Raw genomic sequence first — 22408 nt, forward strand, 5'->3', positions numbered from 1 at the left:
ACAGCTAATTAAAAGAATTCTCTGACAAAGATCAACTACTTTTTGATTGGTCAGCGCAGTATTTCCCTTTATGATGACAGCCACCTGAATCACAGTAAAACAATTCATTTGATGAAAAGTATTCACCTCAGCCTGCAACCGGCAGACAGCGGACACTGGTTTGTCGTCAATCAGGGATCTTTGTTCCTGACAGACACCATACAGGTGCCGCAGGGGCAGTGGCAAGCGTTGCAAATCGATGAGCCTGAAATGATTTGCCAGATCGGTCAATGGCAAGGGCAACCTTGTTATCTGGTGGTCAGTAATGATCAGAAAACAGCTGCTGAGCGCTGGCATAGTCCGCGGACTTTATTGCAGCAAACAGAACCTTTTTGGTTTGAAATGGCGGCCAGAGCTTGCCAGCTTGCACTATTTTTACAAACGCACCGTTATTGTGGCCAGTGCGGCAATAAAATGCACCTGGTGAACTGGGAACTGGCGATGTTATGCCACAAATGCGGTCATCGTTGTTATCCGCGTATTTCTCCTTGTGTATTGGTGGCTATTGTCAAAGAGCAGCAGATTTTACTGGCGCGCTCCAATCGGCATAAACCAGGCTTTTTTTCTATTCTGGCTGGCTTTGTTGAATCCGGTGAGACTCTGGAACAAGCTGCGGCACGGGAAGTGCAGGAAGAAGTTGGTTTGCAGATTGCTAATTTACGCTATGCCGGTAGTCAACCCTGGCCTTTTCCACATTCGTTGATGGTGGGCTTTATTGCCGATTACGCGGGTGGTGATATTCGTTGTCAACCTGATGAGATTGAAGAGGCACATTGGTTCCCATTACAACAATTACCGCAGGTACCACCGGCAGAATCTTTATCAGGCGCTATGATTGCGGCTGTGGTTGCTGCGCAATGCGGACAATAGGAACTAAAGCGGTAAAAAATAAAAAAGCCACAACCGTGGCTTAACTGTAAACTGTTGGGGCCCTGAAGAGCCTCTTTATTTTTGCATTTCTTCACTAGCGCGGTTAATTTTATAACAGATGCTTTTTTCGACCGCAATAGCTAAACAAAAGAAATTTGCCTAAATATTCATAGAACAGCAAAGATAGTGTCATAACAGCTATGCTGTTAAAATAATTCAACACAGCCTGATGGTAGAGCCAAGATGCAATTAAAAAATGATCGTTACCTGCGCGCCCTGTTAAAACAACCTGTTGATCGCACACCAATTTGGATGATGCGCCAAGCGGGGCGTTATTTGCCGGAATATCGCGCAGTCAGAGCCCAGGCCGGTGACTTTATGTCCTTGTGTAAAAATCCGGAATTAGCCTGTGAAGTGACCTTACAACCATTACGCCGCTATCCGCTGGATGCAGCGATTTTGTTCAGTGATATCCTCACTATCCCTGATGCCATGGGCATGGGGCTGTACTTTGGTGAAGGCGAGGGTCCGAAATTCACCAAACAACTGAATGATTTTATGGATGTGGTGCAGTTACCAGTGCCGGATCCGGAAGTTGAACTAAAATACGTGATGGATGCGGTGCGAACCATTCGCCGCGAATTAAACGGCGAAGTGCCTTTAATCGGCTTTTCCGGGAGTCCATGGACGCTGGCTACTTACATGTTGGAAGGTGGTAGCAGCAAAACCTTCTCCAAAATTAAAAAGCTGATGTACAGTGAGCCGGAAGTGGTGCATATCCTGCTCGATAAACTGACGCAGAGCGTGATCCTGTATCTGAATGCCCAAATTGCCGCCGGTGCCCAGTCCGTGATGATTTTTGATACCTGGGGCGGTGTGTTATCACCAAACGCTTATCGCGAGTATTCGCTCAGTTATATGCAGCAAATCATTGAAGGTCTGACCCGCCATGCTGACGGCCGGCCAGTGCCAGTCACCTTGTTCACCAAAAATGGTGGTTTGTGGTTAGAAGATATGGCTGCTACAGGTTGTGATGCACTGGGTCTGGACTGGACTATGGATATCCGCCATGCCCGCGCCCGTGTCGGTGATAAAGTGGCGCTGCAGGGCAATATGGACCCGGCGGTGTTGTTGGGGTCACCAGAGCGGATCCGGTTAGAAGTACAAGCTATCCTGGACGGTTATGGCCAAGGTTCAGGCCATGTCTTTAACCTGGGCCACGGTATCACGCCAGATGTTGATCCGGAAAAAGCTGGCGTTTTCATTGATGCGGTGCAGTCGTTCAGCCGCACTTATCATATGAACACTGATTTTAGTTAAGACTTTACTTTGATTGATAAGCAAAACAGCCAGGCATTGCCTGACTGTTTTGCTTAAGCCGCAGCGTCACTTTAGAACAAACGGTTGAGGCCGTTCATGGCTGCAACCCGATAGGCTTCTGCCATCGTCGGATAGTTAAAAGTGGTGTGAACAAAATACTCGACGTTATTGCCGCCATTCTTCTGCATCATAATCGCCTGACCGATATGGACGATCTCGGCCGCTCTTTCACCAAAACAGTGGATGCCAAGGATCTCTTTGGTTTCACGGTGGAATAATAATTTCAGGCTGCCCACATTGGTGTTGGCAATTTGTGCTCTGGCCAGATGTTTAAACTGGGCTCTACCTACTTCGTAGGGGATACGGGCCGCTGTTAACTGCTGTTCAGTTTTACCGACTGAACTCATCTCCGGGATGGTATAAATCCCAACCGGGATATCTTCAATCAGTTGCATCGGACAAGCACCATATAAAATGGCATTTCCGGCGATGCGGCCCTGATCATAAGCTGCACTGGCCAGGCTCGGATAACCTATCACGTCACCGACCGCATAAATATTGGGTACTTCGGTTTGATATTTATCATTAACCTTGAGCTGACCACGGCTATCGGCTTTTAAACCCACAGCGGCCAGATTCAGCGTATCGGTATTGCCGGTACGGCCATTGGCAAACAGAATACAGTCGGCTTTCATTTTTTTGCCGGACTGCAGATGCAGGATCACGCCGTCGGCTAAACCTTCAATAGATTCGAACTCTTCACCATGGCGGATGGTGACCCCTGAATTCCAGAAATGATAACTGAGCGCATCAGAAATTTCGGCGTCCATAAAAGACAATAACCGGTCTCTGGTATTGACTAAATCAACCCGAACCCCTAAACCACGGAAAATGGAGGCGTATTCGCAGCCAATGACGCCAGCACCGAAAATGATGATGTGCCGCGGATCATCTTTGAGCGATAAAATAGTATCGCTGTCAAAAATATGCGGATGATTAAAATCAACATTGGCTGGCCGGTAGGGCCGTGAGCCGGTGGCGAGAATAATGGTTTCGGCGCTGATTTCCCGCTCCGGACCTGCCGCTGGGGTAATTTTGATGGTATGGCAATCGACAAAAGAGGCTTCGCCAGCGAAGACTTCCACCCGGTTGCGGTCATAAAAACTGCTACGCAGCCGGACTTGTTTGCGGATCACGCCGGCCGCATGCTTCAGGATTTGCGGAAATGTCAGATTCGACGATTGGTTGTCCATCTGAAATAATGGATTTTCATTGTACTCAATATAACGGCTGACCGAATGGCGTAAGGCTTTGGATGGGATGGTGCCCCAGTGGGTGCAACCGCCGCCGACCTGATCATGGCGCTCAACCACGGCCACTTTTTTGCCACTTTTCGCCAGATTCATTGCCGCGCCTTCGCCGCCAGGGCCGGTGCCGATGATAATAGCGTCATATTGATATGTTGGTTTTGCAGATGTCGATTTGGCAGGCACAGCAGATCCCTATTCAGGTGATGTCAGGTCAGCGTTGATAATAGCAGTTTAATTTCATCAGGTTGAAGCAGAAAAGGCAACTTGCGTTGCCTTTTTTGAGTGAGATGCTGTGGCGGTCAGGCTGCAGACTATCAGGGGTCTTGCTTAGCAAGCCGCGTTAAGCATACTGCGTGATAAACTGTTGCCATTGGCGTTGTTGCAACTGAAAGTTCAGTTTCATCTGCTGATAATGCTGGCGGGCATCATAGTCATTGTATTGCTGCAGCAATTGTTCTTTCTTTTGTTGCAGTTGTTGTTTCTTCTGCTGTAGCAGCTGTTTCTGAATTTCGTAATAAGCCTGCATTTTGTCCAGCAACAGATTATATTCCTGCTCCATTTTTTGCATCAGTAACTCGGCATCTGGCAAGGCAGAGACCTTGGCTTGGGCGCGTTTGAGTTGCATCAGTGCTTTGGCTTTCACAATCCGATCTTCCGGGCACACTTTCAGATTCTGTGTCAGACCAATCCAGGAGCAACTTTTAATCAGCCACTTGGTTGGATCAAATTGCCACCAGCGAATGCCATTGCGATAGTCGTATTCAAAGATATGGTGAAAATTATGGTAGCCCTCGCCGTAAGTCAGGAATGCCAGAATACCGTTGTCACGGGCACTATTCTGATCTGTGTAAGGCTGGCTGCCCCAGATATGAGCCAATGAATTGATAAAGAAAGTAAAGTGATGGCTAAGCACAAGACGCAACACGCCAACGCTAAGTAGCATCCCCAGATAGCTGTCGGTCAGAAAACCAAGAAATAGCGGGATCCCGACGTTGGTTGCCACTGTCAGAGCTAAATAATGTTTGTGCTGCCACATCACAATCGGATTCTTCTGCAGATCCCGGACATTACTGTAATCGTCATACTGCTGTTTCTGATATTCCCGCAGCATCCAGCCGATATGACTAAACCAGAAACCACGTTTGGCAGAGTAGGGGTCTTTATCGTTTTCATCGACAAATTTATGATGTACCCGGTGATCGGAAGACCAGTGCAGTGCGCTGTTCTGTAGTGCAAAAGCACCACCAATGGCAAAAAACCATTGCAACAACGGATGCGCATCATAAGTTTTGTGCGCCCACAGGCGGTGGTAACCGGCTGTGATCGACATGCCGCAATATCCCAGCGCTAAAATAGTGAGGGTGATTTCCAGCCAGCTAAAGCCAACAGTGATGGCGTAAAAAGGCACTGCCACTGCCGCAATCAGAAAGGTCAGGCTGAACAACACGACATTGGTCCAGATTATTGGAGGTTTAGTCATTTTAGGTACGCTTAGCTTACATCTGTTAGCTAATTTTACTGTGCATTTTACGATGGTCAAGGTATAAAATAGCCCGGACAGCAGACAGGATGTAAATGTGACCAGAGCCCAACAAAAAGAACGCACTCGTCGTGCCATTATCGATGCCGCTTTTGCCCAGTTAAGCCCGGATAAAGGTTTTTCCAGCCTGAGTCTGCGCGAAGTCGCGCGCGAAGCCGGTATTGCGCCTACTTCGTTTTATCGCCATTTTACCGATATGGATGAATTGGGCCTGACGTTGGTGGATGAAGCGGGCTTGATGTTGCGGCAACTGTTACGTCAGGCCAGGCATCGGATTGAAAAAAACGGCAGCGTGATCCGGACCTCCATTGAAACTTTTATGGAGTTTGTGGTAGGAAACAGTAATGTGTTCCGGTTGTTATTACGGGAGCGTTCAGGCACCTCAGCTTCTTTCCGGCGGGCAGTTGCGCGGGAAATTCAGCATTTTTGTGTTGAGCTGGCCGATTATCTGCGTAAAGAAACCGCTTGTCCGGACGAATTTGCGCAGGTGCAAGCAGAAGCAATGGTGACCCTGGTCTTTCATGCCGGTGCTGATGCGCTGGACGCCAGCACCGAGATGCGGCTGTTAATTACCCATAAAACCATTACCCAACTGCGCTGGTTGGCCCATGGCGCAGCTGGTTATGGCCGGCGGGCTAAAGAGTAATTTTTTTCAGCCAGACCCCACATTCAATGTGATGGGTATAAGGGAACTGATCAAATAAAGCAAAACGTTGCACCTGGTGAGTTTTGCACAAAGTCGTCAGATTGGCAGCCAGTGTTTCCGGGTTACAGGAAATATAGAGAATATCGTCAAAACGGCTGACCAGTTGTTCGGTCGCTGGATCTAAACCGGCCCGCGGCGGATCAACCAGGATGGTGTTTAATGTCAGGCCAGCTAGTTCAATATCTTTTAGTTTAGAACCTTCCGCCAGTGCGGCACTGACATCCTCTGCCGACATTTGCAAAACCTGCACATTATTGATCTGGTTCAGCGCAATATTATGCTGCGCACAGCGGATGGACGAGCGGGCTATTTCTGTGGCGACCACTTGTTGAAAATACGGTGCCAGCGCCAACGAAAAATTACCGTTGCCACAATAGAGTTCCAGTAAATCGCCTTGTAACTGACTGGCGATATCACAAGCCCAACTCAACATATGCTGATTCACTTCACCGTTCGGTTGGGTAAAGCTGTTTTCAATTTGCTGATAACGTAAAGTTCGGCCACCGACCTGCAATTGTTCAATCAGATAATCTTTATCCAGCAAGATTTTTTGTTTGCGGGCCCGACCGATAAAGTCGACTTGTTGGATGGCTGCCAATTCGGCTTTTAACGCCGCCGCCTCGGCTTGCCATTCGGCTGGGATCGGCTTTTTATAGATCAGGCTGACCAGCAGCTCGCCACTGAGACTGGCCAGGTAATCAATCTGATATAACCGGTTTCTCAGCAGGGGCCGCTTTTTGATGGCGTTGAGCAACACCGGCATAAAATCGGCGATGGTTTTACAGGCGATCGGGAAATAATCAATCCGTTGTTTCTGTTTGGTCGCTGGATCAAACATGATATGGAATAAATCATCGCCTTCATGCCAGATGCGAAATTCAGCCCTGAGCCGGTAATGTTCAGGCCGCGACGCAAAGACTTCAGCACTGGTTACGCCAAAAGGCTGAAATAAACTTTGCATTGCCGTGACTTTATCAGCCAGCAAAGCTTGATATTGTGCCGGAAAAACCTGGCCTAATTGCATCACATCACCTCATCCGGAAAAAGGCGGCTATTCTATGTGGTTTTGCCTGAAAGTCCAAATCAGCAACTGACTGCATTAATAGTGGCATTATGGCAAAATAGTCAGCTTGCGGCGAAGGAGCGAATATGCGGATTGGTTTTATTGATAGTGGAGTGGGCGGGCTGACAGTGTTTGCACATGTCCGGCAAAAGGTCGAAGCTGATTACATCTACCTGATGGATAATAAATATCTGCCTTATGGTGAAAAATCTGAAGATTTCATTCAACAGCGATTAAGCCAATTATCGGTGCATTTAATTGCACTGGGTGCCGAGTTGATTGTTATTGCCTGTAATACCGCGACCACTCAGGCGGTGGATTATTTACGGCAACAATTCAGCGTGCCTTTTGTTGGTGTGGTGCCGGCGATCAAACCTGCCGCCGTATTAAGCCAGGGTCAAGGCTTTGCAGTATTGGCAACACCAGGTACAGTTAATAGCGATTATCTGCAAGATCTGATTCGACAATTCGCTCCGACCGAGGTTGTGACTAAGGTAGGGAGTAGTGAACTCGTCCGGCTGGCAGAAGAAAAGATCTGGTCTGGTGTGGACGTCAGTCAACAAGTGGCAGACATTTTGTCGGTCAGTCCGTTACTGGAGGCTAAACCAAAAGTCGTGGTGCTCGGTTGCACCCATTTCCCGTTTCTGGCGGCGGAAATTCATGCGCAGTTGCCACTTGATTGCCAGTTGCTGGATACCGGTGATGCGATTGCCCGCCGAGTCGCCCAACTGGCCCGCAACATGCCACAGTCGGGGATTAAGGGTCATCATTGTTTTATCAGTACCAGGAAGTTGACTGAACAACAGCAAAGCAGATTGGTGGAGTTGGGCTTTGACCAGCATGAATGCTGGCCAGAGCCCTTTCAAGGATAAGGCTTATTCTTCGTTGTCTTCGTTATCCTGACGTTCTTTTGCTTCTCTTACTTTTAACGTGCGGCCTTCGAATTCAAAATCATTCAGTTTTTGGATCATCTTCGCTGCATCTTTGGCGGCAACTTCAACAAAACCAAAACCACGACGACGTCCGGTCTGGCGATCTTTCATCAGTCGGACGTTGACGACCGCGCCTGATTGCTGAAATAACTCCCTGACAGCTTCTTCGTTAGCTTTATAAGGCAGGTTTCCTACATATAAGGTGGCGGTGTCGCCAGATACAGTCGCAACAGCGGCTGCCTTTGCCGGTTTTGGTTCAGCGCCAGCCGGTAACGGCTTATACTCAACCAGGATAGGCACCAGGACACCTGCAAGTAAAACACCAATCACTAAGGAGATAGGTGCTGATGGCAATAGATCTGCCGGAAGAAAAATTGAAACAACATAAACGACGATGGCAAGCGCCAGTGTAAAGGGTAATGAAGTTCGTAGACTCGATGACATAATTAAATTCCTAAAGCTGATAGATGAGAGTGAATACCACAGAGAAAAATTCGATTGCCTACTACTATATAAAGCAGTCAAAACTATATTAACCACTGAATACCAGTTCGCCAACAGCTAACTGCGATTAAAATCCACTGTTTTTGTAGCTAATTTATGCATTTAGTGGCTTTAATGAGCACTTGAACTGAAAACTGCAAAAAACTATATTTTCGCGCTTGCGCCCGGCGAAAAACTCCCTATAATGCGCCCCATGCCGACGGGGTCCAGCGATAAGCAGGCTTCGAAAGCAGTAAGGTCGGTAAGTTTGAAGAAAGTTGAAAATGTCGATAAAAAGACGCTTGACACGAAATGAAAACTGACTAAAATGGCCGCCTCGCAGCGATGACAGGTTGAAAGGTCTGAAAGTTGTGGTGAGGTAGAAATCAGCAGTGATTTCTGAGGTAAGGCAGGTTGAGTAGAGAAGCTCATTTAAATAGTGAAATTCTCTGCTTGACTTAAATTCTGGGAAGTGTAACATACGCCTCCCGCTTCGAAGTCGAAGCACGCTCTTTAACAATTAGCAATCAATCATCTGTGTGGGCACTCGATTCATGAGATTCGCAAAACGAATTAACTGAGTATGAGTGACCAGATAGTAAAATATTTAGTCAGTAATACTGAGCAGCTACTTAGGTAGCGAAAAAACTTTTAATTGAAGAGTTTGATCATGGCTCAGATTGAACGCTGGCGGCAGGCCTAACACATGCAAGTCGAGCGGGGTTTTCGGACCTAGCGGCGGACGGGTGAGTAATGCGTAGGAAGCTACCCGACAGAGGGGGATACCAGTTGGAAACGACTGTTAATACCGCATAATGTCTACGGACCAAAGTGTGGGACCTTCGGGCCACATGCTGTCGGATGCGCCTACGTGGGATTAGCTAGTTGGTGAGGTAATGGCTCACCAAGGCGACGATCCCTAGCTGGTTTGAGAGGATGATCAGCCACACTGGAACTGAGACACGGTCCAGACTCCTACGGGAGGCAGCAGTGGGGAATATTGGACAATGGGCGCAAGCCTGATCCAGCCATGCCGCGTGTGTGAAGAAGGCCTTCGGGTTGTAAAGCACTTTCAGCGAGGAGGAAGGGTTGGTCGTTAATAGCGGCTAACTTTGACGTTACTCGCAGAAGAAGCACCGGCTAACTCTGTGCCAGCAGCCGCGGTAATACAGAGGGTGCAAGCGTTAATCGGAATTACTGGGCGTAAAGCGCACGCAGGCGGTTGGTTAAGTCAGATGTGAAAGCCCCGGGCTCAACCTGGGAATTGCATTTGAAACTGGCCAACTAGAGTACGTGAGAGGGGGGTAGAATTCCAAGTGTAGCGGTGAAATGCGTAGAGATTTGGAGGAATACCAGTGGCGAAGGCGGCCCCCTGGCACGATACTGACGCTCAGGTGCGAAAGCGTGGGGAGCAAACAGGATTAGATACCCTGGTAGTCCACGCCGTAAACGATGTCTACTAGCTGTTCGTGGTCTTGTACTGTGAGTAGCGCAGCTAACGCACTAAGTAGACCGCCTGGGGAGTACGGTCGCAAGATTAAAACTCAAATGAATTGACGGGGGCCCGCACAAGCGGTGGAGCATGTGGTTTAATTCGACGCAACGCGAAGAACCTTACCTACTCTTGACATCTAGCGAAGATTGTAGAGATACGATTGTGCCTTCGGGAACGCTAAGACAGGTGCTGCATGGCTGTCGTCAGCTCGTGTTGTGAAATGTTGGGTTAAGTCCCGCAACGAGCGCAACCCTTATCCTTAGTTGCCAGCACGTAATGGTGGGAACTCTAGGGAGACTGCCGGTGATAAACCGGAGGAAGGTGGGGACGACGTCAAGTCATCATGGCCCTTACGAGTAGGGCTACACACGTGCTACAATGGTACGTACAGAGGGAGGCAAGCTGGCGACAGTGAGCGGATCTCTTAAAGCGTATCGTAGTCCGGATCGCAGTCTGCAACTCGACTGCGTGAAGTCGGAATCGCTAGTAATCGCAAATCAGAATGTTGCGGTGAATACGTTCCCGGGCCTTGTACACACCGCCCGTCACACCATGGGAGTGGGTTGCAAAAGAAGTAGGTAGCTTAACCTTCGGGAGGGCGCTTACCACTTTGTGATTCATGACTGGGGTGAAGTCGTAACAAGGTAACCCTAGGGGAACCTGGGGTTGGATCACCTCCTTACCTATAGCGAACTGATGTTTCGAAGTGTCCACACAGATGATTGATTGTAACGTAGAGCAAACAGTAAGAACCATTGCGGTTACGGCTGGTCTGTAGCTCAGGTGGTTAGAGCGCACCCCTGATAAGGGTGAGGTCGGTAGTTCGAGTCTACTCAGACCAACCAAATTTCGCTTTATGCTTCGTTACTTTAAACCTCACATACAAATGTATGCTTCGGTTCAAAGTGCCTCGCCTAAAACGAAATTACCATTAAATCCGAAAGGATTTAACGCGAGTGGTTTGCTTTTAGACGAGCTGACTTTGTGAGATGAGGAAGGAGTGTACTGATGTACATGACTGACGATGCGAGCAAACAAAAGCGAAGTATAAAAGTAAAGAACGAAGCGATAAATGGGGTTATAGCTCAGCTGGGAGAGCGCCTGCCTTGCACGCAGGAGGTCAGCGGTTCGATCCCGCTTAACTCCACCATTCTTAAGAAATGAAATTACTGTTTGAAAACTCAAAGACAAACTCTCTGGTTAGAGACTTTATCTTTGAGCTTTATGCTCAACGCTCTTTAACAATTAGGCAAGCTGATAGTAGTAAAAATAAAGGTCAACAATTTTATTGTGAACCTTAAGCACAAACTTACGATTTCCAAGACAATTTGGGGTTGTATGGTTAAGTGACTAAGCGTACACGGTGGATGCCTTGGCAGTCAGAGGCGATGAAGGACGTGCTAACCTGCGAAAAGCTGTGAGAAGTCGGTAAGAGACGTTAGACTCACAGATGTCCGAATGGGGAAACCCACCAGATTTATCTGGTATCGTATGATGAATACATAGTCATACGAGGCGAACCGGGAGAACTGAAACATCTAAGTACCCCGAGGAAAAGAAATCAACCGAGATCCCCTTAGTAGCGGCGAGCGAAAGGGGGCTAGCCCTTAAGTTGGTGAAGAATTAGTGGAAGGCTCTGGAAAGTGCCGCGATACAGGGTGATAGCCCCGTACACGAAAAGTCTTCATCAGTGAAAACGAGTAGGACGGGACACGAGACATCCTGTTTGAATATGGGGGGACCATCCTCCAAGGCTAAATACTCCTGACTGACCGATAGTGAACCAGTACCGTGAGGGAAAGGCGAAAAGAACCCCTGTTAGGGGAGTGAAATAGAACCTGAAACCGTGTACGTACAAGCAGTGGGAGCCCCTTCGTGGGGTGACTGCGTACCTTTTGTATAATGGGTCAGCGACTTACATTCTGTAGCGAGGTTAACCGAATAGGGGAGCCGTAGGGAAACCGAGTCTTAACTGGGCGAATAGTTGCAGGGTGTAGACCCGAAACCGGGCAATCTACCCATGAGCAGGTTGAAGGTTGGGTAACACTAACTGGAGGACCGAACCCACTAATGTTGAAAAATTAGGGGATGACTTGTGGGTCGGAGTGAAAGGCTAATCAAGCTCGGAGATATCTGGTTCTCCTCGAAAGCTATTTAGGTAGCGCCTCGAGCGAATACCATTGGGGGTAGAGCACTGTTAAGGCTAGGGGGTCATCCCGACTTACCAACCCTTTGCAAACTCCGAATACCAATGAGTACTACTCGGGAGACACACGACGGGTGCTAACGTCCGCCGTGAAAAGGGAAACAACCCAGACCACCAGCTAAGGTCCCAAAGTCATGGTTAAGTGGAAAACGATGTGGAAAGGCATAGACAGCTAGGAGGTTGGCTTAGAAGCAGCCACCCTTTAAAGAAAGCGTAATAGCTCACTAGTCGAGTCGGTCTGCGCGGAAGATGTAACGGGGCTAAACCATGCACCGAAGCTGTGGACTTGCACTATGTGCAAGTGGTAGAGGAGCGTTCTGTAAGCCGTAGAAGGTGTCTTGTGAAGGATGCTGGAGGTATCAGAAGTGCGAATGCTGACATAAGTAACGATAAGGGGAGTGAAAAACTTCCCCGCCGGAAGACCAAGGGTTCCTATCCCATGCTAATCAGGGTAGGGTAAGTCGGCCCCTAAGGCGAGGGCGAAAGCCGTAGTCGATGGGAAACGGGTTAATATTCCCGTACCGACAGTACTGCGATGGGGGGACGGAGAAGGCTAGGCAGGCATGGCGTTGGTAGTCCATGTGAAAGTATGTAGGTTGGGTGTTTAGGAAAATCCGGACGCCTAAGACTGAGATACGAGACGAGCCACTAAGGTGGTGAAGCTGTTGATGCCACGCTTCCAGGAAAAGCCTCTAAGCTTCAGGTACTTGTCGACCGTACTCGAAACCGACACAGGTGGTCAGGTAGAGAATACCAAGGCGCTTGAGAGAACTCTGGTGAAGGAACTAGGCAAAATAGTACCGTAACTTCGGGAGAAGGTACGCTCTTGGGTGTGAAGGACTTGCTCCGTAAGCATCTGAGAGTCGCAGTGACCAGCTGGCTGCAACTGTTTATTAAAAACACAGCACTCTGCAAACTCGAGAGAGGACGTATAGGGTGTGACACCTGCCCGGTGCCGGAAGGTTAATTGATGGGGTTAGCGCAAGCGAAGCTCTTGATCGAAGCCCCGGTAAACGGCGGCCGTAACTATAACGGTCCTAAGGTAGCGAAATTCCTTGTCGGGTAAGTTCCGACCTGCACGAATGGTGTAATGATGGCCAGGCTGTCTCCACCAGAGACTCAGTGAAATTGAAATTGCGGTGAAGATGCCGTATACCCGCGGCTAGACGGAAAGACCCCGTGAACCTTTACTATAGCTTGGCACTGAACATTGACCCTGTATGTGTAGGATAGGTGGGAGGCTTTGAAGTTGTGACGCTAGTCACGATGGAGCCGTCCTTGAAATACCACCCTTGCATGTTTGATGTTCTAACGTGGGCCCCTAATCGGGGTTGCGGACAGTGTCTGGTGGGTAGTTTGACTGGGGCGGTCTCCTCCTAAAGAGTAACGGAGGAGCACGAAGGTTGGCTAAGTACGGTCGGACATCGTACGGTTAGTGCAAAGGCAGAAGCCAGCTTAACTGCGAGACAGACACGTCGAGCAGGTACGAAAGTAGGTCTTAGTGATCCGGTGGTTCTGTATGGAAGGGCCATCGCTCAACGGATAAAAGGTACTCCGGGGATAACAGGCTGATACCGCCCAAGAGTTCATATCGACGGCGGTGTTTGGCACCTCGATGTCGGCTCATCACATCCTGGGGCTGAAGTCGGTCCCAAGGGTATGGCTGTTCGCCATTTAAAGTGGTACGCGAGCTGGGTTTAGAACGTCGTGAGACAGTTCGGTCCCTATCTGCCGTGGGCGTTGGATGATTGATTGGAGTTGTTCCTAGTACGAGAGGACCGGAATGAACGAACCGCTGGTGTTCGGGTTGTCATGCCAATGGCACTGCCCGGTAGCTACGTTCGGAACGGATAACCGCTGAAAGCATCTAAGCGGGAAGCCGGCCAAGAGATGAGTCATCCCTTGTACCTTGAGTACACATAAGGGTTGTTGGAGACCACAACGTTGATAGGTGAGGTGTGGAAGCGTAGTGATACGTTAAGCTAACTCATACTAATTGCCCGAGAGGCTTAACCATACAACGCCCAAGTTGTTTTGAGCGTAAGAAGTGCTGAAGAACTACTATAAAGAACCAGCTTGTCTAAGTTAAAGAAGCTAAACAGTTTTTGCCTGGTGGCAATAGCGCTGTGGAACCACCTGAATCCATTCCGAACTCAGAAGTGAAACGCAGCTGCGACGATGGTAGTGTGGCAGATGCCATGCGAGAGTAGTACACCGCCAGGCTCCCAATAAATAAAAAAGCCCCAGTCGAAAGACTGGGGCTTTTTTATTTATCGTGATTCTGGCGCTGGAGTACTTGGAGAGTAGTACAGTGAAGCCCGAAACAGACAACGCCAACCATTTGGCGTTGTCCGGGCTGAACGGCCCTGAGCTCTGCGAAGGGCATGAAGGCTCCTCATAAAGCCAAAAAGGCCCAGTCTAACGACTGGGCCTTTTTGCTTTATGGGATCCAGGCGGAATATTGGTCGAGCTTGGCATTGCCATGCGAGGTAGTACAGTGAAATCGGGGTTTCAAAAAGCCAACAATTTGGCTTTTTGCCGATTGAACGCCCTGAGCTCTGCGAAGGGCATGAAGGCTCCCAAACTCGCTAGGCTTTTTTTATACCATTCCATCTTAAAGTCTGTTCAGTACCGCCCAGTTTCTTGAGCACATCTTGCTCACCCGTACTTTATCGCTGATAAAGTCATTCCAGGCATCGCTACAGGCATCCACAATCGCTTCGTAGCTCTCAAAACAACGATTGGCTATGTGGTGTTGACGTAGCCAGCTCCATACTTGCTCTATCGGATTGAGTTCAGGTGAATACGGTGGCAGTTTTAATATCGACAGGTTATGAAAATCATCTGCAATATCATCAGTATGCCAACCCGCGCCATCCATCACGACCACTGCATAGCGGCCCTTGGCTGTTGTGGCTGAAATTTGCGCTAAGTGCATTTTCATCACCTCTTTACTCAGAAAAGGAACTATCAATGCTTCTGTTGCGCCATTGGCCGGGCAGATGGCGCCGAAAAGATGAGCGTATTCAAATTGCTGCTGTTTAACCGCACGTGGCCGAGAGCCTGTGCTAGCCCATAAGCGCGTGGTTGTATTCTGCTGGCCGATACGAGCTTCATCCTGGAACCAGACATCGACATCTTCCAGCCGCACCGTGCCAGGAATGTTAAGGATCGTTTCCAATTGGAAGTTTTATATATGCGTCCTGGACGCCTTGTTGTTGCTTCGGGTGCCGCGAGCGACTGGTTATCCAGCTAAATCCAAGTTGTTTCAGTAACTTATAAATGGCGTTATGGTGATAATGTACACCAAACTCGGCTTTGATATAGTTGAGGATTTTTTCACCGGTCAGCCTGCCACCATGTTCATTCTGGCTTTGGCATGTAATAAAGTCGCCCAATTGTTTTTGCTGCTGGGCAGTCAAAAATGGCGTACGTCCTTTTGCTTTACGTGCTTCTAAACCCTCGAGGCCAGAAGCAAGGTAGTTGCTCACCCAAGTATTCACACTGGTGCGACTGATTTTAAGCTGCTCAGCAACTGATGTACGGTTTTTACATTGAAGAAACAGAGACAGCGCCAGCAAGCGCATACGCTTGCGGGCATTTTTTTCGGCTCGAGAGCGCTTCAGTAAGTCTTCAGGAGTAAGATCCATCATGCGAATGCCGTATTGATGCTAACCGCTTAATTAGAACAGAAAACTAGATGGAATGGTGTCACACGTCGCACTTCGTGGTGACTCCAACCGACGCATTTATTCAACTCAACCAACTCAATTACATTTGCATAGCAAACAAGATGAAATGGTATCACTGTTCGCAGCAACACAAAATTATCGTACACTGGCATAAAACACTTACAGAGTATGACGATGCAATTTAATCAGGTGATGGTGCAGTTTGAGCCAGGGCAAACCGACGACTTATCATTTGAAGTACCAGCGGGTTGGGGTCAAGGCAGGGCTGTATTTGGTGGTATGGCGGCAGCGCTGGCATTACAACATTTACTACAGTTATTACCTGCCGCGACGCAATTACGTTCTTTATCAGTTTCATTTGTTGCGCCATTAAATGCAGGCCCGGCTCAGGTCAGGCGTAAAGTGCTACGCCAGGGCAGTTCTGTGATCCAGGCGATGGCTGAAATTCAGCAACAGGGTCAAACGATGTTGGTGTTGCTGGCTAGTTTTGGCAGTAGCCGTAGTTCGAACTATCAAATCACTGGTATCACTGCGCCGGTGTGGGACTCTCAGGTCACTATCTTACCAAAACACGGACCTGTGCCAGAATTCACCACCCACTTTGACTACCAAATCCAGCAGGGCACATTGCCATTTAGTGGCAGTCTACAGCCTACCTTAGGTGGACAAATCAGATTTAGTGAAGGTCTGGAATGCAATACCGGTTATGCCGAATTACTGGCGTTGCTTGATGCCTGGCCACCCGTCAGTCTGACGTTATTAACAGCACCGGCAATGGCGAGCTCATTGACCTGGACAGTCGAATTTGTCGGTAGCAGCAGCCATTTTAGTACAGCGGATTGGTGGCGTTATCTGGCAAATATTGAATATGCTGCTGATGGCTATCACCATATTGAAGCAAAATTATGGGATCCAGCAGGTCAGTTGATCGCGATTAGCCGGCAGACAGTCACAGTTTTCGCCTGAGGTCATAAGTTTCGCAAGCAGCATATATTGGCTGATCGTCGCATAGCTTTACTGCAGGAAGATTATTAAACTCTGCGTTTAATGAGTGATATCTGCTGTCTATTTGTTGTGGCAGATCAAATGGTTTTGGAGGCATGGCGTCATAATGGGCAAAAAATCAACAGAGGCTGTTGTGATGCAAAATACTGCCACGGGACTGGACTGGAGTGAATTACTGCAGTCTGGTAACCGTATTTTTATTGGCTCGAATGCGGCGGTGCCAAACGCCTTGATCGATGATTTGATCCAGAATGCCAATCAGTTGCATGATATTGAAGTTGTGCACATTCAAACCATTTCAGAGAACAAATGGGTTGAAGAAAAGTATAAAGATCTTTTTAAAATCAATAGCTTATTTATTGGTGGCGACAAAATCCGCCAAGCGGTTGCAGAAGGTCGGGCCGATTACACGCCCTGTTTTTTATCCGAAATTCCTACCTTATTCAGTACCGATATTTTGCCACTGGATGCCGCTTTAGTGATGCTGAGCCCGCCAGATGAATATGGTTATTGCTCGCTCGGTGTTTCGGTGGATGTGGTTTCCGCTGCTGTTCGTTACGCCAAAAAAGTGATAGCGCAGTTTAATCCGCTGATGCCCAGAACCAGTGGTCATGCTTATATTCATAAAAGCAAAATTGATGCTTTTATCGAAGTATCCCAGCCATTACCGCAAGTAGCAACGCCTGAATTTGAACAGCGCATCGAACGGATTGGTCAATATGTGTCGATGCTGATTGAAGATGGCGCTACTTTACAAATAGGTATCGGCAAGATCCCAGAAGCTGTGCTGAGATATCTCGGTAATCATAAAAATCTGGGGGTCCATAGTGAAATGATTTCTGATGGCATTGTGCAACTGATGCGCCAAGGCGTGATCAACAACAGTCAGAAAACCTTTCATCCGGGAAAAACGGTCACCAGTTTCTGTGTCGGCAGCCAGAATTTATATGATTTTGTCGATCGTAATCCGCATATCGAATTTTACCCAAGCGAGTATGTGAACTCGCCAACCAATATCGCCCGCAACGATAAAATGGTGGTCATTAACAGTGCTATTGAAGTGGATCTGACCGGTCAGGTGGTATCAGATTCGATCGGCTATCAGTTTTACAGTGGGATCGGCGGTCAGGTCGATTTCAGCCGTGGTGCTTCGATGAGTAAAGGGGGCAAACCTATTATCGCCATGCCATCGACGGCGAAAAACGGCACCATTTCCCGTATCGTGCCGCATATTGCCGAAGGTAGCGGTGTAGTTACCTCCAGGGGTCATGTGCATTATGTGGTGACTGAATATGGTGTGGCGGCATTGCGCGGTAAAAGCATCCGTGAAAGAGCGCTGGAATTAATTCGGGTGGCGCATCCGAAGTTTCGCGCCGCATTATTGGCTGAAGTGCGTAAACATTATTGGGTGCCGAACTATCAGGTGCAGACGCCGATGGAAGTGCCAGAACTTGGCACCGTTGGACTTAAAATCCTCAATATCGGTGGCGAGACCTTTGATTTACGCCCGTTAAATCCGGCAGACGAACGCCGTCTGCAGGAGTTCTTTTATTCACATACCAAAGAAACCTTGTTATTGCGCTATAACCATCATCCAAAACAAATGTCGCGGGAAAAATCCAGCGTGCTGGTCAGTGTTGATCAATCCAAAGATCTGGCGCTCTGTATTGTAAGGCAGCAAGGCTCGGTACTGGAAATTCAGGCGGTCGGTCGGTATTACCTGATTGAAAGTAATAACAGCTGCGAAGTAGCCTTTGTCACCCGCGAGCGGCATCAGGGCAAAGGGATGGCCAAAATCCTGTTACAGGAGATGATCGCGATAGCGCGGCAGCGGAATATCCATGCCATGATGGCTTATGTGCGGGCGGAAAATAAAGCCATGCTGCGGGTGTTTGAAAAAGCTGGCTTTAAACGGTTACGCTCGGAAGAGCCGGATGAAGTGAATTTACAACTGATGTTACAAGCTGGATCCGATAAATGACAGTCACAGTATTCAGCCATCCGGCTTGTTTGCAACATGATGTGGGGCAGGATCACCCGGAAGCGCCAGCCCGCTTACATGCTATTGCTGATCAACTGCTGAGTTCTGGTCTGGAGTATGTCATCCGGCAAAAAGACGCGACGGCCGCCTCCGATCAACAACTGGCGTTGGTCCATGATCCGGCTTATATCCAACTGGTGCAGCAAAAACAACCGGACACTGGTTTAGCCTGGTTGGATGATGATACAGCCATCATGGCAAAATCAGTCAGGGCGGCCCGTTTTGCTGCTGGTGCAGTGATTAACGCTGTGGATTTAGTGATGCAGGCTGATGATCAACAAGCCTTTTGTGCGATTCGTCCACCAGGGCATCACGCCGAATCTGCTCAGGCCATGGGATTTTGCATTTTTAACAATGTCGCGGTTGGTGCCGCTTATGCCCTGGCTCAGTATCAACTGGAAAGAGTGCTGATTGTCGATTTTGATGTACACCACGGCAATGGTACTGAGCAAATTTTTCGCCATGATCCACGGGTGCTATTCTGCTCTTCGTTTGAACATCCGTTTTACCCTTATACAGATCCCACCAGTACCGAGCGGATGCTGAAAATGCCGTTGTCTGGTGCCAGTCATGGAACCTTGTTCCGCCAGTTATTCAGTGAACAATGGCGGCCTGCTATCGAACAGTTTGCGCCGCAGCTGATCCTGTTATCGGCCGGATTTGATGCACATGGTGAAGATGAAATGGCGCATCTGAAATGGAATGAATCGGATTATCAATGGGTTGCGGAACAATTAAAAGTGCTGGCCAACCAATGTTGCCATGGCCGGATCGTCGCTTGCCTCGAAGGCGGGTATGCCTTAAGTGCACTTGGCCGTAGTGTGGTGGCTATGCTTAAAGCCTGGGTTTAACCAACACCACCGGATAACACTTCTGCAAAGCCACGTTATTTATTACAATAGCGTTTTTTATGGCCTTTGGTTCTCGCATGCAACAACTCCAGGCGCAAGATGCCCGCCTTTATTCTACCTTTCGCTTAGCTGCCACCTTACAACAGGTCACACTGTTGTCGTCGCTGGCCGAGTTGCATACTTATCAGCCGCACAAGGCTCCCCTGGTGTTGGGCGAGGGCAGCAACAGTATTTTCCTGGCGGACTATCAGGGCGAAATTGTCCGTTATCTGGCAGCTGGCGTGACCGAGTCTGTGCAGCAAGATAAGCTATTGTTACACGTTGAAGCTGGCCATAACTGGCATCAGTTAGTGATGAAGATGGCCAGTGCCGGCTGGTGGGGACTGGAAAATCTGGTGTTGATCCCAGGCTCAGTCGGTGCGGCGCCGGTGCAAAACATTGGAGCTTACGGCGTTGAGTTTGCCGATTGCTGTGTTTATGTTGATTTTTATCACTGGCAACAGCGTAAGGTGATCCGGCTAAACCGTGCCGACTGCCAGTTTGGTTATCGTGACAGTATTTTTAAACAGCAACTGGCTGGTCAGGGCTTGATTGTGGCAGTCGGTTTACAGTTAACACGTCAGGGTTGTGCCGTAACCCGCTATCAAGGATTGGAGCAGTTAACTGCAGATTGCAGCCCGCAGGATGTGGTAGCCGCCGTTATCGCCTTACGGCAGTCAAAATTACCGGATCCGGCACAATTGGCTAATTGCGGCAGTTTTTTTAAAAATCCACTCCTCAACGCCAACCAGTTTCAATCATTACTGGCCATCTATCCGAGACTACCCAATTATCCGCAACCGGATGGCAGCTATAAAGTGGCGGCGGCCTGGCTGATTGATCAAAGTGGTTTCAAAGGCTATCGGCTGGGTGACGTTGGTTGTTATGAACGGCAACCGCTGGTACTGGTGAACTATGGTCAGGGCACAGCTACCGAGTTACTGGCGCTGGTTAATGCCATTCAACACAAAGTCCGGCAACAGTTTGCTATCGAACTGGAACCTGAAGTCAGGATGATGCTTGCTAATGAGTAAAGTGCTGCCACAAAGTCTGGCTCTGCAGCGTCAATTGATCCAGCAACTGGCTGCCGGTGCTCTGTGTTCCGGAGAAATGCTGGCACACCAAGCAGGGATCAGTCGAGCTGCCATTGCCCGCCATATCCTGGCTTTGCAACAACTCGGTCTCGATATCTATGCCATCAAGGGCAAAGGCTATCGCTTAGCAGCGCCGCTACAACTACTGGATATCAACAGGATCAAACAGTTACAGCAGCCTGGCTTGGCGGATATTCTGCTACAGCATGTCACTGACTCAACCAATACGCAGCTGTTAAAGCGGTTGCAGGATGGTGCATCTTTGCAAAAAGGTGCGGTGATCGTTGCTGAAGCCCAGACCGCAGGCCGGGGTAGACGCGGCAACAGCTGGTTTTCACCTTTTGGCAGCAACCTGTATTTTTCGCTGTATTGGCAGTTAGAGCAGGGGATCCAGGCGGCAATGGGTCTGAGTCTGGTGATTGGGATCGCAGTGGCAGAAGTGTTAGAACAACAATTTCAGTTGCCGGTGAAACTAAAGTGGCCGAATGACATTTATCTGGCCGATAAAAAACTGGCTGGTATCTTGGTTGAGCTGGCCGGGCAAAGTCACAGCCATTGCGATGTTGTGATAGGGTTGGGACTGAATGTGCAGATGCCAACCTTGGCAGAGCATCAGATCAGTCAGAGCTGGACTGATTTACAGCAGCACCTGAGCAGCAACGTCGACCGTAATATGCTAGTTGCCAGCTTACAGTCAGCAATGTGCCAGCATCTGCAGCAGTTTGAACAGCATGGCTTTCGGCCATTTGTCAGCGCTTTTAATCAGCGTGATCAGTTTGCAGGTCAGTTGGTCAGTCTGAGCAGTGGTCACCAGCACATGAAAGGTCTCTGCCTTGGCGTGGATGCGCAAGGTGGCATTGTATTGCAACAAGAAGGCCAGAGCCAAAGTTTTTATGGCGGCGAGCTGAGTTTGCGGGGGCTGGCATAATGGCAGTGTTATTACTTGATATCGGCAACAGTCGCTGTAAAGCCGTGTTGTATCAGCAAGGTCAGTTGCAGTTGCTGGCATCGCATCATGCTGCTGATTTAGCAGCTTTTGCTATAGAGGCAGTGTTTTGTTCTTCTGTTGCCAATAGCGAACGATATCAGGAAATCCAGCAGCAAACCGGACTGGCACAACTGGATTGGACCGAAATCCGTAGTGAAGCCAGCCGGCACGGCCTGACCAGTTGTTATCAGCAGCCGGAATTACTGGGTGTCGACCGCTGGTTGGCGATGCTTGGTGGCAGAACTTTATGGCCAGCGCAGGATTTACTGGTGATCGATGCCGGCACTGCCATTACCGTCGACTGGGTCGATGCCACAGGCCAGCATCTGGGCGGATGGATTTTGCCGGGATTACGGCTATTGGAAAAATCAGTGACCACCAACACGGCACGGGTGTTTTCACAAGATGGTTTGCTCAGTGGTTTGCAACCAGGCACTTCAACCGGGGCTTGCCTGCAAAATGGTTGTTTAGCGGCTGCCGCTGGTGCTTTACAAGCAGCCTTGCAACTGCGTTCCGTCTCGACCGTTATTTGCACCGGTGGTGATGCGGCCACCTTGCTCCCTCACCTGCAGTCAGACTTTGCTATCCAACTGGATCCGCTGTTAATTTTCCGTGGATTGGCGCTTTATCTGCCAAAAATGGCTAAATTGGCGAAGGATTAAGCACTCAGTTCAAAAATGTCAGTTTTTTTCGGTTTTACTGTTGCGCCACCTAAATCATTCCACTAGAATTCG

General features: G+C 48.9%; 15 protein-coding genes, 2 tRNA genes and 3 rRNA genes. 15 read left to right on the forward strand and 5 right to left on the reverse strand.

Annotated elements, in window-relative coordinates; translation table 11 throughout:
* The first annotated feature begins 111 nt into the window (after nt 1-111).
* Together nudC and hemE are read left to right on the forward strand one after the other, a co-directional pair.
* The gene (nudC, locus tag AC53GJ_RS01300; RefSeq protein WP_496730749.1) at nt 112-909 is read left to right on the forward strand and encodes an NAD(+) diphosphatase; all 798 of its coding nucleotides are present in this window, start codon (nt 112-114) and stop codon (nt 907-909) included.
* Nucleotides 910-1152: 243 nt separating this feature from the next.
* On the forward strand, nt 1153-2229 hold the full coding sequence (hemE, locus tag AC53GJ_RS01305; RefSeq protein ID WP_496730750.1) for a uroporphyrinogen decarboxylase: 1077 nt from the start codon (nt 1153-1155) through the stop codon (nt 2227-2229).
* A gap of 71 nt (nt 2230-2300) precedes the next feature.
* Here hemE and sthA read toward each other — a convergent pair whose 3' ends face one another.
* Nucleotides 2301-3722 (reverse strand): Si-specific NAD(P)(+) transhydrogenase, encoded by a 1422-nt coding sequence (sthA, locus tag AC53GJ_RS01310; RefSeq protein ID WP_496730751.1) that lies wholly within the window; start codon nt 3720-3722, stop codon nt 2301-2303.
* A 157-nt stretch (nt 3723-3879) separates the two neighbouring features.
* On the reverse strand, nt 3880-5019 hold the full coding sequence (locus AC53GJ_RS01315; protein WP_496730752.1) for an acyl-CoA desaturase: 1140 nt from the start codon (nt 5017-5019) through the stop codon (nt 3880-3882).
* Nucleotides 5020-5116: 97 nt separating this feature from the next.
* On the opposite strand from AC53GJ_RS01315, the gene fabR reads away from it, so the two are divergent.
* Complete coding sequence (gene fabR / locus AC53GJ_RS01320) at nt 5117-5725, forward strand: HTH-type transcriptional repressor FabR (protein WP_496730753.1); 609 nt, start codon at nt 5117-5119, stop codon at nt 5723-5725.
* On the opposite strand, the gene trmA is transcribed toward fabR, so the two are convergent.
* The gene (gene trmA, locus AC53GJ_RS01325) at nt 5715-6809 is read right to left on the reverse strand and encodes a tRNA (uridine(54)-C5)-methyltransferase TrmA (protein WP_496730754.1); all 1095 of its coding nucleotides are present in this window, start codon (nt 6807-6809) and stop codon (nt 5715-5717) included. The two genes, fabR and trmA, sit on opposite strands and share 11 nt — an antisense overlap.
* 125 nt (nt 6810-6934) lie before the next feature.
* Between trmA and murI the strand changes: the two genes are divergently transcribed.
* Nucleotides 6935-7720, forward strand: a complete 786-nt coding sequence (gene murI, locus AC53GJ_RS01330; RefSeq protein ID WP_496730755.1) for a glutamate racemase — start codon at nt 6935-6937, stop codon at nt 7718-7720.
* Between the two features lie 3 nt (nt 7721-7723).
* On the opposite strand, the gene AC53GJ_RS01335 is transcribed toward murI, so the two are convergent.
* On the reverse strand, nt 7724-8224 hold the full coding sequence (locus tag AC53GJ_RS01335; RefSeq protein WP_496730756.1) for an RNA recognition motif domain-containing protein: 501 nt from the start codon (nt 8222-8224) through the stop codon (nt 7724-7726).
* 691 nt (nt 8225-8915) lie between these two features.
* Here AC53GJ_RS01335 and AC53GJ_RS01340 point away from each other — a divergent pair.
* The 5 genes from AC53GJ_RS01340 to rrf all read left to right on the forward strand — a co-directional run bounded on the left by AC53GJ_RS01340 (nt 8916) and on the right by rrf (nt 14187).
* Nucleotides 8916-10440: ribosomal RNA gene (locus tag AC53GJ_RS01340) — 16S ribosomal RNA — on the forward strand.
* Nucleotides 10441-10526: 86 nt separating this feature from the next.
* A tRNA-Ile gene (locus AC53GJ_RS01345) sits at nt 10527-10603 on the forward strand.
* Nucleotides 10604-10832: 229 nt separating this feature from the next.
* A tRNA-Ala gene (locus tag AC53GJ_RS01350) sits at nt 10833-10908 on the forward strand.
* A 190-nt stretch (nt 10909-11098) separates the two neighbouring features.
* A 23S ribosomal RNA gene (locus tag AC53GJ_RS01355) occupies nt 11099-13981 on the forward strand.
* A gap of 91 nt (nt 13982-14072) precedes the next feature.
* A 5S ribosomal RNA gene (rrf, locus tag AC53GJ_RS01360) occupies nt 14073-14187 on the forward strand.
* The 16S, 23S and 5S rRNA genes sit together here with 2 tRNA genes alongside, the layout of an rRNA operon.
* Nucleotides 14188-14578: 391 nt before the next feature.
* Here rrf and AC53GJ_RS01365 read toward each other — a convergent pair.
* A protein-coding gene (locus AC53GJ_RS01365; protein ID WP_496732747.1) for an IS630 family transposase occupies nt 14579-15614 on the reverse strand; the annotation gives its coding sequence in 2 pieces (ribosomal slippage) (nt 14579-15155 and nt 15154-15614; 1038 coding nt in all).
* A gap of 216 nt (nt 15615-15830) precedes the next feature.
* Here AC53GJ_RS01365 and AC53GJ_RS01370 point away from each other — a divergent pair.
* The 6 genes from AC53GJ_RS01370 to AC53GJ_RS01395 all read left to right on the forward strand — a co-directional run bounded on the left by AC53GJ_RS01370 (nt 15831) and on the right by AC53GJ_RS01395 (nt 22336).
* Nucleotides 15831-16622 carry an acyl-CoA thioesterase gene (locus AC53GJ_RS01370; protein WP_496730757.1) on the forward strand — a complete coding sequence of 264 codons (792 nt, stop codon included), beginning with the start codon at nt 15831-15833 and terminating at the stop codon, nt 16620-16622.
* 175 nt (nt 16623-16797) lie between these two features.
* Nucleotides 16798-18642, forward strand: coding sequence for a GNAT family N-acetyltransferase (locus AC53GJ_RS01375; RefSeq protein ID WP_496732748.1), 1845 nt, complete (start codon nt 16798-16800; stop codon nt 18640-18642).
* Nucleotides 18639-19553 carry a histone deacetylase family protein gene (locus AC53GJ_RS01380; RefSeq protein WP_496730758.1) on the forward strand — a complete coding sequence of 305 codons (915 nt, stop codon included), beginning with the start codon at nt 18639-18641 and terminating at the stop codon, nt 19551-19553. The genes AC53GJ_RS01375 and AC53GJ_RS01380 overlap by 4 nt, the downstream gene beginning before the upstream one ends.
* A 77-nt stretch (nt 19554-19630) precedes the next feature.
* Nucleotides 19631-20626 (forward strand): UDP-N-acetylmuramate dehydrogenase, encoded by a 996-nt coding sequence (gene murB / locus AC53GJ_RS01385; protein WP_496730759.1) that lies wholly within the window; start codon nt 19631-19633, stop codon nt 20624-20626.
* The gene (gene birA, locus AC53GJ_RS01390) at nt 20619-21614 is read left to right on the forward strand and encodes a bifunctional biotin--[acetyl-CoA-carboxylase] ligase/biotin operon repressor BirA (protein ID WP_496730760.1); all 996 of its coding nucleotides are present in this window, start codon (nt 20619-20621) and stop codon (nt 21612-21614) included. Before murB ends, birA begins: the two co-directional genes overlap by 8 nt.
* Nucleotides 21614-22336, forward strand: coding sequence for a type III pantothenate kinase (locus AC53GJ_RS01395; protein ID WP_496730761.1), 723 nt, complete (start codon nt 21614-21616; stop codon nt 22334-22336). Before birA ends, AC53GJ_RS01395 begins: the two co-directional genes overlap by 1 nt.
* Nucleotides 22337-22408: the final 72 nt, after the last annotated feature.

The sequence above is a fragment of the Rheinheimera sp. B2H12 genome (assembly GCF_059620065.1).